The organism is Agrobacterium sp. RC10-4-1, from assembly GCF_014138475.1.
GTDB classification, from domain to species: Bacteria; Pseudomonadota; Alphaproteobacteria; order Rhizobiales; family Rhizobiaceae; genus Agrobacterium; species Agrobacterium pusense.
On record NZ_JACJIT010000005.1, the window covers coordinates 383,691 to 397,057 of the forward strand.

A 13,367-nucleotide genomic window follows, 5' to 3' on the forward strand; every position below is an offset into this window, starting at 1 on the left:
TCGAAGTCTCCTAGAGAGTGCGGATGGACGGCTTGGCGCGCTGTCCATCGGGAAAGGATCTGAGCTGCATGTCGAAATAGTCTTCGACCAGCGCCGGTGCAGAAGCGAGGCCGAGCGGGGCGGAACGCAAGCTGTGCCTGATGTAAAGCCCGTCGATCAGCGCCGCCGCCCCTTCTGCAATGCGTGCGGCATCATCGGGCGGGCAGAGCCGGTTGAGGCTTGCCATGAGGTTGGAGCGCAGGCGGCGGGAATAAATCACCAGCAGCCGGCGGGTTTCTTCCGAGCGCTGCGCCTCAACGTAAAAGGCAAGCCATGCCGCCACCGTTTCGGACGTGAACTGGTCGCTCTGGAAGGAGACATGGACGATGGCGCTCAGCCTTTCGCGCGGGCCGGAAGCACGGGTCAGCGCCGCCACCGCATCACGCCTGAGATCACGCAGCAGGCTGCGAATGGTCTCCAGCAGGAGCTGCTGCTTGCTGCCGAAATAATGATGCGCAAGCGCCGCCGACACCCCCGCTTCCCGGGCGATGTCAGACATTGTCACATTCAACGAGCCATGATGGCCTATGGTGCGCAGCGCCGCATCCACAAGCGCTTTTCGGCGCAGAGGCTCCATTCCGACCTTGGGCATGACGATCTCCTTGAGAGCGGCAAAATATTCTTGATTGACTGATCAATCAATAAAAAATGCGCCATTCCGTGTCGCTATTTTGCTGTAAATCAATTCTTTCTCATCGGACGGACCCTGGTTTCGGCAATGGCCGGCGCGTGAGGATCATCTTCATGCTCCCGGCGCGGTCACGGGGGAAAAACTAAACCGTGATATACTGCGAATTGGGAATGGAACACGTTCCGTGCTAATATCCCAGCTGATACAAATTTCGCTGGAAGCGGCGCCAGACGAAAGACAATAAAAACGCCCGCCCTAGACCACGACGGCAGCCGATACCCATCCGGGCATCGAATGACCGTTCGCAGTGTTTAAAGAAGGGAGTGATATCATGCCAATGGTGACAGTATCGATTTCCCCGGAACAGGCCGCGAGAATGCGCGAAGCCGTCAATTGCGGGGCTTATGCATCCGGTAGCGAGGTCGTCAGGGAAGCGCTGCGATTATGGGCGGCGTCTGGCGCACACGGTATGGGCGCGAAGTCCAGGGAACCCGTGGAAGCCGACCGAGAGCGGTTGAACGTGGCCGATCTCTATGCCGCGCACTCAGGACATGTCCGCCGGGCGTGAGGCCCGGCTACTACCCCATATATCAAGGGGGTTGCAACAAAACGTTCATCAAAGCTTCACAGACGTGAAAGCTTTTGTTGACCTGTAATCTGCGATTGTTCGCCGCAAAAGAGAAAGGCTCTCCTTACGTCAGCCACGGAAGGAAAGCCGTAATAGCGGAGAACAGAAATGCAGGCCGTTACGCTGGAAAACGATGCCGTAAGGCGATTTGCCTCCGGGCACATGTTTCCCATGGCGAAGCTCGTGCTGGAAACCGCGTTTCAGCCGATCGTCGAGGCGACGACGGGCACTATTTTCGGTTATGAATCACTGATGCGCGGCCACGACCGGCTCGGTTTTTCCGATCCGCTGGCGCTTCTCGACCAGGCGGCGCAGGGCGGCGAACTCAAGGCTTTCGAGCAGATGTTGGCGAGCCGCGCGCTGGCGAAATTCTCCACCCTGCCTGACTTTTCCTCCGCCACCCTGTTTCTCAACCTCGATGTGCGGCTGATCGCGCAGGGCGACGCCATTCTCGACAAGCTTGTGGGCCATCTGGCGCGCGCGGGTATTCCCCCCTCCTCCATCTGCTTCGAGCTTTCCGAACGCTTCGACAATACAAGCGTCCCCGAATTCACGACGCTGATTGCCCGCATGCGGAAAGAGGGCTTCAAGCTGGCGATCGACGATTTTGGCGCGGGACACGGCGAGATGAAGCTTCTGTGCGATTTTCCGCTGGACTATCTGAAGATCGACCGTCACTTCATCACCGGCGTCGATCATCTCCCGCGCAAGCAGCATCTTGTCCGCAGCATCGTCAATATTGCCCATGTTCTTGGGGTGCGGGTCATTGCCGAGGGCATTGAAACGGAAGCGGAGTTCCTGACGTGTCGCGAATTCGGCGTCGACCTGGTGCAGGGCTGGCTGATCGCCAGGCCAACGGTCTTCACCAGCGAGTTGCCGGAGAGCTTTCCCCACATCAACCGCATCGGCGTGGCGCGGCGCAACAGCCAGACTCTGGATGAAATCCTGATCCGCCGTGAAATCGAACGACTTCCCACCGTCTTCGAACATGACAGCGTCGACAGCGTCTTCGAGCTCTTCCGGAGAAACCCGCAGCAGGCGTTTTTTCCGGTTCTCAATGCCAACGGCGAACCGCGCGGCGTCATCAACGAATATCATCTCAAGGAATATATCTACCGACCCTTTGGCCGTGACCTGCTCAAGAACAAGATCTATGAGCGCACCATCTCCCATTTCGTCGACGCCGCGCCGATCGTCGGTCTCGATGCCGATGCCGACCAGTTGATGAACATGTTTGCCAGCATGGGCGGCAGCGCCTGCATTATCCTCACCGAAAACATGCGTTATGCCGGTATCGTTTCCGCCGCTTCGCTGATCAAGGTCATCAATGAAAAACAGTTGAAGATGGCGCAGGACCAGAACCCGCTGACGGCACTGCCGGGCAACCGCGCGATTGGCGGCTTCATCGCCGACCGCTGCAGCGATGGCGACGAGACACGCTTCTTCTGCTATTGCGACTTCGACAACTTCAAACCCTTCAACGACAAATACGGCTTCAACGCCGGCGACCACGCCATCACCCTGTTTTCGGCACTGATGCGCCGTTACTTTTTTGCCGGCGACTGCTTCCTCGGACATATTGGCGGTGATGACTTCTTCATCGGCGTGCGCGACTGGGCGGTGGAAGACCTGACGGAAATACTCGAGCGGCTGCTCAGCGATTTCCACGACGATGTCGCGGAACTGTATTCGGCCGAGGATCGCGAGGCGGGCTGCATGAAGGGCCAGGACCGGCACGGCAATGAGCGGGACTTCGCGCTTCTGCGCTGTTCCATTGGCGTTCTGAGCTTGCCCAAAGGATTGATCATCGCAAATCCCGAGCGCATCGGCAGCGAGATCGCGGGCGTTAAGGCGGCTGCGAAGGAAAATGACAGCGGCCTCGTCATCCGGGTCTTCGGCGAGACAAATTGACACCAGTGACAAACGGCCTTCTTCCCTAAGCGGCGCATCTGACCTACATCTTCAGGCGACGCCGATAGTGAGGAGTTGCACTTGACCATGCCCGACCCCAAGACCCTGCCCGAAAAAATGCGTTTCATCGACCTTCCCTCCCATGGCGGTCCGGAAGTGATGCGTCTTTCGCAAGCGCCTTTGCCGAAGCCCGCGAAAGGCGAGGTTCTGGTGAAGGTCGAGGCAGCAGGCGTCAACCGGCCGGATGTCGCGCAGCGCCAGGGCACCTATCCGCCACCGAAGGATGCAAGTCCGATCCTCGGCCTTGAGATCGCCGGAGAGGTTGTTGCGCTTGGCGAAGGCGTCGATGAATTCAAGCTTGGCGACAGGGTCTGCGCGCTCGCCAATGGCGGCGGTTATGCGCAATATTGCGCCGTTCCCGCTGGGCAGGCCCTGCCCTTTCCCAAAGGTTACGACGCCGTCAAAGCCGCAGCCTTGCCGGAAACCTTCTTCACCGTCTGGGCCAATCTCTTCCAGATGGCGGGCCTGACCGAAGGTGAAACCGTGCTCATCCACGGCGGCACCAGCGGCATCGGCACGACGGCGATCCAGCTTGCCAAAGCCTTTGGCGCGGAAGTTTATGCCACGGCGGGCTCTGCGGAAAAATGCGAGGCCTGTGTGAAGCTCGGCGCCAAACGGGCGATCAATTACCGCGACGAGGATTTCGCCGAAGTCGTGAAATCCGAAACCGGCGGCAAGGGCGTCGATGTCGTTCTCGACATGATCGGTGCTGCCTATTTCGAAAAGAACCTTGCGGCGCTGGCCAAGGACGGCTGCCTGTCCATCATCGCCTTCCTGGGGGGCGCCGTGGCCGACAAGGTCAACCTCACGCCGATCATGGTCAAGCGCCTGACCGTCACCGGCTCCACCATGCGCCCGCGCACGGCGGACGAGAAACGCGCCATCCGTGACGATCTCGTGGATCAGGTCTGGCCGCTGATCGAAAGCGGCCAGGTCGCACCGGTCATCAACCGCGTCTTCACACTGGATGAGGTTGCGGAAGCGCACCGGCTGATGGAAAGCAGCAGCCATATCGGCAAGATCGTAATGCGGGTCGACTAGATTCCGCAAAGCAAGTTCTCAGTTAGCCCTCTTGCATTACTCACGAATCGTACTACCTTCTAGTTATGTTCAACGTATCGGAAGGAGGTGATCCAATGTCTAGTGAGATTTCGGTCTCTGGTGCAGGCAATGGAAAGGGTGTGTTTTCGACGGGGCAGCCCTCGTTGTAAACCTCTTCTGCCTTCGGAACGTTGAGAAACAGTCCCGGGTCTGTAAACAGGACCAAACTCATGGAAGGGTCGCTCAGGCGGCCCTTTTCCGTTTTTGCTTATTGCTTCGGCTATTGAGAAATCTGCGCTTCGAGTGCAGGTGCGGTTCTCTCGCGACGAGAAAATCTCCTTAATCAGATTGCAGTTCACCGCCGTTGAAACCATCGACGGTTCTGGGTGTCGTTACCCCCCTCTGTCCTGCCGGACATCTCCCCCTCAAGGGGGGAGATCGTTCCGTGGCGAGGTCTCGCGCATCTCGGCGGTTGGAAATGAAGTGGCAAGAAAGCCTCCTGCCGATCTCCCCCCTTGAGGGGGAGATGTCCGGCAGGACAGAGGGGGGTAACGACACCCAGAACCGTCGATGATTTCAACCGTGGTGTAACGTGGAATCGGAGTAAACGTGGCGCGCGTTAGAAAGCGAAACATCATCGACCGTCAAATGCGGTCACCTCTTCCTTATTTCTTCCCGAACACCTTCCACCGCGTCGGGCGGAACCGCAGTTCGGCACCCACCGCCACGGCGGCGTTGAGCGGCACTTCGATCTCGAGGTGGTAGGGTTCATGGCCGTTATTGGCGATGTCGATTTCGGCGATGCGGGTGCCGGCCAGGCGGCGACAGGTGGTGACCTTGCCGTAAAGCGCGTCCTTTTCGTCCGTCAGCACCACGTCTTCCGGCCGGAAGAACAATTCGCCCTCGCCTGTGCCGCTTTCGTTTACGCCGATGCTTTCGCCCTGGAACAGCACATGGCCATCACGGATGGTGACCGGCAGGCTGGAGGATTCGCCGATGAAGGAGAAGACGAAGGGCGAGTTCGGCGTGTCGTAGACGTCATCGGCGGTGCCGACCTGCTCGATCTTGCCCTGACTCATGACGACGACGCGGTCCGCCAGTTCCAGCGCCTCTTCCTGATCGTGGGTGACGAAGACGGTGGTGTGGCCGGTGCGGTCGTGGAATTCACGCAGCCAACGGCGCAACTCCTTGCGCACCTTGGCATCCAGCGCACCGAAGGGTTCATCGAGAAGCAGCACCTTCGGTTCGATGGCGACGGCGCGGGCGAGCGCCACCCGCTGGCGCTGGCCACCCGAGAGCTGCGAGGGGTAGCGTTTTTCAAGCCCGGAAAGGTGCACCATGTCGAGAAGCTCGGACACGCGCTTGCGGATTTCCGCTTTTGGCGGACGCTTGGCGGAGGGTCGCACCTTCAAGCCGAAAGCAATGTTGTCTGCCACCGTCATGTGGCGAAACAGCGCGTAATGCTGGAAAACGAAACCGACATTGCGCTCCTGCACGGTGCGATGCGAGGCGTCTTCGTCGCCGAAGAAAATCTGGCCCGTCGTCGGCTGCTCAAGACCGGCAATCAGACGCAGCAGCGTCGTCTTGCCGGAACCGGAAGGACCAAGCAGCGCGATCAGCTCGCCCGAGCGAATGTTGAGCGACACGTCGTTCAGCGCCGGAAAGCGATCAAACTGCTTGGTGATGCCGGAAACTTTCACTTCCATGAAGATGCCTTTCAATGCTTGCCGGCTGCGTTGCCCGCGCCAAAGCGTATTTCGAGAATGGTTTTGAGAACGAGGGTCACCAGAGCCAGACCGGCAAGCAGCGTCGCGACGGCGAAGGATGCGCCGATATTGTACTCATTATAGAGTATCTCGACATGCAGCGGCATGGTGTTGGTCTCGCCGCGAATATGGCCTGAAACCACCGAGACGGCGCCGAACTCGCCCATGGCGCGGGCGTTGCAGAGCAGCACGCCATAAAGCAGGCCCCATTTGATGTTCGGCAGCGTGACGTACCAGAAGGTCTGCCAGCCGGATGCGCCAAGCGAAATCGCCGCCTCCTCGTCACCATTGCCCTGATCCTGCATCAGCGGGATCAACTCGCGCGCGACAAAGGGAAAGGTGACGAAGATGGTGGCGAGCACGATGCCCGGCACCGCAAAGAGGATCTCGATGCCGTAACTCTTCAGCCATGGGCCGAGCACGCTGTGCGAGGAAAACAGGATGACATAGACCAGACCTGATATGACCGGAGAGATCGAGAATGGCAGGTCGATCAGCGTGATCAGGAATGCCTTGCCCTTGAACTCGAATTTCGCAATGGCCCAGGCGGCCGCTACTCCAAAAATGAGGTTGAGCGGCACCGAAATAGCGGCGACGAGCAGCGTCAGGCGAATGGCGGAAAGCGCATCCGGCTCGAAAATCGCCTCCCAGAAGCTTTCCGTGCCCTTGCGGAATGCTTCGAAGAAGACGGAAACCAGGGGCAGGACGAGAAATGCAGCGAGGAAGACGAAGGCGATGGCGATCAGGGCCAGCCGCGCTGGCAGGCTTTCGCTGGCGGGGTCGCGGAACGGCCGGGATGTGGTGCGGGAAACAGTCTCAGACATAACCGTACCTCTTGCGGCTCCAGGCCTGAATGAGATTGATGAGGAACAGCATGGCAAAGGAGATGATCAGCATGATGGTGGCAATGCCGGTGGCGGCCGCATAATTGAACTCCTCCAGCCGGATGACGATGAGGAGCGGCGCGATTTCCGAGACGTAGGGAATATTGCCGGCGATGAAGATGACCGAGCCGTATTCTCCGACACCACGCGCGAAGGCCAGCGCAAACCCCGTTAGGATGGCGGGTGTGAGGCTCGGCAACAGAATGCGGGTGATGGTCTGGAAACGATTGGCACCGAGCGTTGCTGCCACCTCCTCCACCTGCCGGTCGATCTCCTCCATCACCGGCTGCACGGTGCGCACCACGAATGGCAGGCCGATAAAGATCAACGCGATGACGATGCCAGTCGGCGTGAACGCAATCTTGATGCCATAGGGCTCAAACAGCGAACCGACCCAGCCGCGATTGGCGTAAAGCGCCGTCAACGCAATGCCCGCGACCGCCGTTGGAAGCGCAAAGGGAAGGTCCACGATGGCATCCACGAAGCGGCGACCGGGAAAGCGGTAACGTGTGAGAACCCAGGCGACGATGACGCCGAAGACCACATTGACCAATGCGGCGAGGAACGCCGTGCCAAAACTGACGCGCAACGCATTCAGCGTACGGCTATCCGTGGCAATCGCAATGAAATCTGCAAAACCGAGTTTCGCCGTGGACCAGATAAGGCCGCCAAGCGGAATAAGAATGATGAGAAACAGATAGGTGACGGTGTAACCAAACGTCAGGCCGAAGCCCGGTATGACGCTCGACTGCCGCCACCTCCACCTGCTTCCGGAAATATTATTGCTCATCAAGGCTCCGGATAATCTTAGTTTTTGAACATTTCCGGGACAGTCAACCGAGGTCTGCCCGTCCTGGAGGTGCTCTCTGGGAGCCGGTATTCCCCCGGCGCTTATTATAAAGTATCGACCGGCACGGCGTCCGGTCGATCAGGTTCTGATTTGTCTTGTCCCGTGGGACGGGGTGACTACGTTCACCCCATCATCCGCTTACTTCGCGGGCTTGTAAATCTGGTCGAAGATGCCGCCGTCACCAAAATGTTCCGGCTGCGCCTTTGCCCAACCGCCGAAGATCGGGTCGTCAATGGTGACGAGCTTGATGTCAGGCAGCTGCTTCAGCAGGTCCTTGGAGACAACGGCCGGGTTGGACGGACGATAGAAGTGCTTGGCCGCAATATTCTGGCCCTCGTCGGAATAGAGATATTGCAGATAGGCTTCGGCTGCCTTGCGGGTGCCCTTGGCGTCGACATTGGCGTCAACCACGGCGACCGGCGGCTCGGCAAGGATCGAGATCGGCGGAACGACGATATCGAAAGCGTCAGCGCCGAATTCCTGGCCGGCCAGATAGGCTTCGTTTTCCCAGGCGAGCAGCACGTCGCCGATCTGGCGCTGTGCGAAGGTTACCGTGGAACCACGGGCGCCGGTGTCGAGAACCGGAGCGCGCTTGTAGAGCTCGCCGACATAGGCCTTGATCTTGTCCTTGTCGCCCTTGAACTCTTCATTGGCCCAAGCCCAGGCCGCGAGATAGTTCCAGCGCGCACCGCCCGAGGTCTTCGGATTCGGCGTCACGATCTGTACGTCGCCCTTCACCAGATCGCCCCAGTTATGGATGCCCTTCGGGTTACCCTTGCGAACGAGGAAAACGATGGTGGAGGTGTAAGGGGAGGAATTATGCGGCAGGCGGCCGCGCCAGTCCTTGTTGATCTTGCCGGAATTCTGCACGATGGCGTCGATGTCGCTCTGCAGCGCCAACGTCACGACGTCGGCTTCCAGACCGTCGATGACCGAACGGGCCTGCTTGCCGGAGCCGCCATGCGACTGCTGGATGGTGACGTCCTCGCCGGTGTCGGCCTTCCATTTCTTGGCGAAGGCTTCGTTGAAATCCTTATAGAGTTCACGGGTCGGATCATAGGACACGTTCAGCAGCTTGGTCTGCGCCGCGGCCGAGCCAGCTGCGCCAAGTGCCAGTGAGAGGCTGAGCGCGACAACGCTCAAACCGGACAGAAGCTTGGACATCGGTATTCCCTCCTGATTGCGATGGCTTAACTCTACCGGTTGAGTAGAGTTGGTCAATGAGGCCGAATACGATCGAAAAAGTGTTTCCCTTGAGCGTTTCTCCGGGCAACAAATACAGCGCAGCATAAGCGAAAGGCGCAACAAGCGTCGTGTAAAACTTTGCTGAATGCAAAAGCGTTTCACATTTTTGCCGGTTTTTTGCCGCGATGGCGAAAAATATTGAGGTGTTTTAGACGAATTTTTCGTCAGGCCGTCAAAAGCTCGGGCACTTCGACACCCGCCACCGCATCCGCAACGGTGGTGTTGAACAGGATGTTGCGCGTCGCATCGGCCACACGGGCGAAGACGTGGCGGATCTCGCACTGCTTCTCGCCGTCGCAATCCTCGCAGCGGCGATAGGCGGTCTGGGAGAGGCAAGGGAGAGGAGCAAGGGGGCCATCAATGAGCCGCAGCACCTCGCCGAAAGTAATATCATCCGCCGGGCGAGCCAGAAGATAACCACCCTGCTTGCCGCGCCGGCTTTCGACAAGGCGTTCCTTCTTCATTTCGAGAAGGATCTGCTCCAGGAACTTTTTCGGAATGGCCTGTTCGCGGGCAATGTCGGAAATCTGCACAGGACAGCCGCCGTCGGCCTTGGCCAGCGAGAGAAGCGCCCTCAGCGCATATTTTGCCTTCTGCGAAATCATCGTAAAACCAGTAGATCACAAGCCCGGATACCCGGCAATCAGGGCTTAGCGCAGAAGTTGTCACAATTCAAATCCAGGCTGCGAACAAGGTGAACGGGCATCTTTTGCTCATAGCACGCGCGCAAGAGGCATTTTTGCTCTGAAGTGCAGCGCACAAAGACTGTCATTTCTCGTCCAAAGCGCCGATTTCAACAATAATCGGCCATGGAAATCCCGGACGTGACAATGACCATCAATTCAGCAAATGCCTCTGCCGATGCCGCTTCCCTCGATGCCACGCTTGCCGGGCTCGATCTGGCGGGTCGGCTTTCGTTTATCGCCGGCCTCGGCGGGCGCGCGGTCTTCACCACCAGCCTCGGCATCGAGGATCAGGTCATCACCGCCGCGATCGGCACCCACCGCCTGCCGATCGACGTTGTCACGCTTGAAACTGGCCGTCTTTTCAAGGAAACCGTCGATCTCATCGATGAAACCGAGGAGCGTTTCGGCATCGAAATCCGTCGTTTCCGTCCCGAACAGGACGATATAGACGCCTACGCCGCAAAATACGGTCTCAACGGCTTTTATGAAAGCGTTGAGGCGCGTCATGCCTGCTGTCATGTCAGAAAGCTGATCCCGCTCGGCAAGGCGCTTGATGGTGCAGCCTTCTGGATCACCGGCCTCCGTCGCGGCCAGTCGGGCAATCGCGCCACGACGCCGTTTGCCGAATTCGATGCGGATCGCAATCTCATCAAGATCAACCCTTTGGCTGATTGGGATATCGACCTCATCAAGGCGCATGTCGCCCAGGAGAACATCCCCATCAATCCGTTGCATCAGCGCGGTTACCCGTCCATCGGCTGCGAGCCGTGTACGCGCGCCATCAAGCCCGGTGAGCCTGAGCGCGCCGGACGATGGTGGTGGGAAAACGACGAGAAGCGCGAATGCGGTCTTCACGTCGCCGGTGCGGAGCAGACCTCCGTTACCTCCGCCATCCCGCAACGATAATCATTCAGTACATTCCCGGAGTTCACAATGTCCAACGCAGTCCACGAGACGGACAGCAAGAATACTGTCGCATCCAAGCCGCCGCTCGATCCCCATCTGAAGGCGCTTGAAAACGAAGCTATTCATATCTTTCGCGAAGTCGCAGCCGAATTCGACAAGCCCGTGATGCTCTATTCCATCGGCAAGGACTCGTCCGTGCTGCTGCATCTCGCGCGCAAGGCGTTCTTCCCCGGCCGCATTCCCTTCCCGCTGCTGCACGTCAATACCGGCTGGAAGTTCAAGGAGATGATCGAATTCCGCGACAATATCGTCAAGGAATACGATCTGGAGCTGATCTCCCATACCAATCCGCGCGGCGCGGCGGAAAACATCACGCCCTTCACCCACGGCTCGGCGCTTTACACCGACATCATGAAGACGGAAGCGCTGCGCCAGGCGCTGGATGCCGGCCAGTTCGACGCCGCCTTCGGCGGTGCGCGCCGTGACGAAGAGGCAAGCCGCGCCAAGGAACGCATCTACTCCTTCCGCACGCCCGACCATAAGTGGGACCCGCGCAACCAGCGGCCGGAACTGTGGAACATCTATAACGGCATGGTCCGCAAGGGCGAAAGCGTGCGCGCCTTCCCGCTCTCCAACTGGACCGAAGTGGATATCTGGCGTTACATCGAGGCGGAAAACATCCCGCTGGTGCCGCTCTATTACGCCGCCGAGCGCCCCTATATCGAGCGCGACGGCATGATGATCCTTGCTGAAGACGAGCGCCTGGAGCTTCTGCCCGGTGAAGAGATCAAGCGTGGCTCGATCCGCTTCCGCACGCTCGGCTGCTTCCCGCTCACCGGTGCGATCCGTTCCGAGGCGGCGACGCTTCAGGATGTGATTGCCGAGCTCGAAATCGCCACCGTTTCCGAACGTCAGGGCCGCGCGATTGACCGCGACCAGTCCGGCTCCATGGAGAAAAAGAAGCGCGAGGGGTATTTCTGATGACCGCCTCTGCCACCACCAACATTTCCACGGCCACCATTTTGCCCTTTGCCGAACATTCGAAAGCAGCGCGCGACACCCGCCCGCTTCGTCTCATCACCTGCGGCAGCGTGGATGACGGCAAATCGACCCTGATCGGCCGTCTCCTCTGGGACACCAAGGCCGTCAAGGAAGACCAGGCCGCGACCCTGCACCGCGACAGCGGCAAGCAGAACGATCTCGGCCTGCCTGATTTCGCGCTGCTGCTCGACGGTCTTCAGGCGGAGCGCGAGCAGGGCATCACCATCGATGTCGCCTATCGTTATTTCGCCACTGACAGGCGCGCCTTCATCGTGGCCGACACGCCCGGCCATGAGCAATATACCCGCAACATGGCGACCGGCGCTTCCACGGCCGATCTCGCCGTGCTGCTCGTCGATGCGCGCACCGGCATTCTGGAACAGACCCGCCGCCACGCCACCATCGCGGCGCTGATGGGCATCCGGCAATTCGTGCTGGCCGTCAACAAGATCGACCTGACCAATTATGACAAGGCCGGTTTCGAACTGATCGCCCACGAGTTCCGCGATTTCGCATCCGATCTCGGCATCAAGCAGATAACCGCCATTCCGATGTCGGCGTTGAAAGGTGAAAACGTCGTTCTGTCAGGCAAGGCTTCCATGCCCTGGTATGAAGGCCCGACGCTGGTGGAAACGCTGGAACTGGCGACCGTTCGCTCCGCGCAATCGGGCGGCTTCCGCTTTCCCGTACAACGCGTCTCGCGTCCCGGCGAAAGCTTCCGCGGTTATCAGGGCACGGTTGCGGGCGGTTCGGTTAAGCCGGGCGACAGCGTGGTTATCCTGCCTTCCGGCATGGTCGCCAACGTCAAGCAGATCGTCACGTTCGATCTGGTGCGCAATGCCGCCGTGGCGGGTGATGCCGTCACGCTGGTGCTCGATCGTCAGGTGGACGTCTCGCGCGGCGACATGATTGTCTCCATCGAGGCGCAGCCTCAGACTGGCCTTGCCTTCGACGCGCAGATCGTGGCTTTGCAGCCCGGAGGCATCGAGGCCGGCAAGCGCTACTGGCTGAAAAGCGGCAGCCGCCGACAGCGTGTCAGTGTTCAGCCCGTCAGCCAGCTGAACCTCAAGGAAGGCGAATGGCAGGCGCATGAAACGTCGCTTCCGATGAACGCCATCGGCAAGGTCAGGCTTTCCTTCGATGAGACGGCGATCTTCGATCCCTATGAGCAGAACCGCTCGACGGGTTCCTTCATCCTGATCGACCCCGACACCAACAATACGGTGGCGGGCGGCATGATTTCAGGAAAGCGCAGTACTGGCGCGACGGAAGAAAAAGGCGACCGGGTCATTCTCTCGCTGCCTGCCGATCTCGCGGAAAAGCTGCTGGCGAGCGAGCTTCTTGCAAAGCACCGCGACGAGATCGACATTCGGCGCACGGATGCGGCAACAGCCTCACGGCTCATCAGCGATCTCGACTGAGAATGCCGGCATGAACGACAAAAGGCGACCACGGTGTGGTCGCCTTTTTGTTTGAGTCCAGTCGTCAGATGCGACTTAAAACACGAACATATAAAGCAGAATGATCACGAAGATCGGAACGCCCATAGCCCACAGTGCAATACCCTTCAGCATGTTATCCTCCATTGTTGTATGTTTGGATAACGGCTGAGGAAGCTTTCCGATCCATCTGCTTTCCGGATTTTTACGGGTTGTTTCTCGGCGGCGCAGAAGGGCGCT

12 protein-coding genes are annotated in these 13,367 nt (G+C 59.1%); 6 read left to right on the forward strand and 6 right to left on the reverse strand.

Translation table 11 applies throughout. The features are described from left to right. Positions 1-10 precede the first annotated feature (10 nt). Complete coding sequence (gene betI, locus FHW77_RS16365) at positions 11-631, reverse strand: transcriptional regulator BetI (RefSeq protein ID WP_004440462.1); 621 nt, start codon at positions 629-631, stop codon at positions 11-13. A 370-nt stretch (positions 632-1,001) separates the two neighbouring features. Between betI and FHW77_RS16370 the strand changes: the two genes are divergently transcribed. From FHW77_RS16370 to FHW77_RS16380, 3 genes are all read left to right on the forward strand, one after another. Then, on the forward strand, positions 1,002-1,238 hold the full coding sequence (locus FHW77_RS16370) for a ribbon-helix-helix domain-containing protein (protein ID WP_004440460.1): 237 nt from the start codon (positions 1,002-1,004) through the stop codon (positions 1,236-1,238). Between the two features lie 168 nt (positions 1,239-1,406). Then, complete coding sequence (locus tag FHW77_RS16375; RefSeq protein WP_004440459.1) at positions 1,407-3,209, forward strand: GGDEF domain-containing protein; 1,803 nt, start codon at positions 1,407-1,409, stop codon at positions 3,207-3,209. Between the two features lie 87 nt (positions 3,210-3,296). After that, positions 3,297-4,310 carry an NAD(P)H-quinone oxidoreductase gene (locus FHW77_RS16380; protein ID WP_004440457.1) on the forward strand — a complete coding sequence of 338 codons (1,014 nt, stop codon included), beginning with the start codon at positions 3,297-3,299 and terminating at the stop codon, positions 4,308-4,310. A 665-nt stretch (positions 4,311-4,975) separates the two neighbouring features. Here FHW77_RS16380 and FHW77_RS16385 read toward each other — a convergent pair. The 5 genes from FHW77_RS16385 to FHW77_RS16405 all read right to left on the reverse strand — a co-directional run bounded on the left by FHW77_RS16385 (position 4,976) and on the right by FHW77_RS16405 (position 9,660). After that, complete coding sequence (locus tag FHW77_RS16385) at positions 4,976-6,016, reverse strand: sulfate/molybdate ABC transporter ATP-binding protein (RefSeq protein ID WP_004440452.1); 1,041 nt, start codon at positions 6,014-6,016, stop codon at positions 4,976-4,978. Positions 6,017-6,027: 11 nt separating this feature from the next. Beyond that, the gene (gene cysW, locus FHW77_RS16390; protein WP_004440450.1) at positions 6,028-6,900 is read right to left on the reverse strand and encodes a sulfate ABC transporter permease subunit CysW; all 873 of its coding nucleotides are present in this window, start codon (positions 6,898-6,900) and stop codon (positions 6,028-6,030) included. Continuing rightward, positions 6,893-7,750 carry a sulfate ABC transporter permease subunit CysT gene (cysT, locus tag FHW77_RS16395; RefSeq protein WP_004440449.1) on the reverse strand — a complete coding sequence of 286 codons (858 nt, stop codon included), beginning with the start codon at positions 7,748-7,750 and terminating at the stop codon, positions 6,893-6,895. Before cysT ends, cysW begins: the two co-directional genes overlap by 8 nt. Before the next feature lie 198 nt (positions 7,751-7,948). Then, positions 7,949-8,974 (reverse strand): sulfate ABC transporter substrate-binding protein, encoded by a 1,026-nt coding sequence (locus FHW77_RS16400; RefSeq protein ID WP_004440447.1) that lies wholly within the window; start codon positions 8,972-8,974, stop codon positions 7,949-7,951. Between the two features lie 245 nt (positions 8,975-9,219). Further along, positions 9,220-9,660 (reverse strand): RrF2 family transcriptional regulator, encoded by a 441-nt coding sequence (locus tag FHW77_RS16405; protein ID WP_004440445.1) that lies wholly within the window; start codon positions 9,658-9,660, stop codon positions 9,220-9,222. A gap of 204 nt (positions 9,661-9,864) precedes the next feature. Here FHW77_RS16405 and FHW77_RS16410 point away from each other — a divergent pair, with 204 nt between their 5' ends. The 3 genes from FHW77_RS16410 to cysN are packed head-to-tail and all read left to right on the forward strand — an operon-like array spanning position 9,865 to position 13,109. Next, positions 9,865-10,647: a phosphoadenylyl-sulfate reductase gene (locus tag FHW77_RS16410; RefSeq protein ID WP_161794428.1), complete on the forward strand. Its 783-nt coding sequence runs from the start codon at positions 9,865-9,867 to the stop codon at positions 10,645-10,647. Between the two features lie 27 nt (positions 10,648-10,674). Next, a complete protein-coding gene (gene cysD, locus FHW77_RS16415) occupies positions 10,675-11,628 on the forward strand; it encodes a sulfate adenylyltransferase subunit CysD (RefSeq protein ID WP_004440441.1) in 954 nt (317 codons plus the stop codon). Continuing rightward, the gene (gene cysN / locus FHW77_RS16420; RefSeq protein WP_004440439.1) at positions 11,628-13,109 is read left to right on the forward strand and encodes a sulfate adenylyltransferase subunit CysN; all 1,482 of its coding nucleotides are present in this window, start codon (positions 11,628-11,630) and stop codon (positions 13,107-13,109) included. The genes cysD and cysN overlap by 1 nt, the downstream gene beginning before the upstream one ends. The last annotated feature ends 258 nt before the right edge of the window (positions 13,110-13,367 follow it).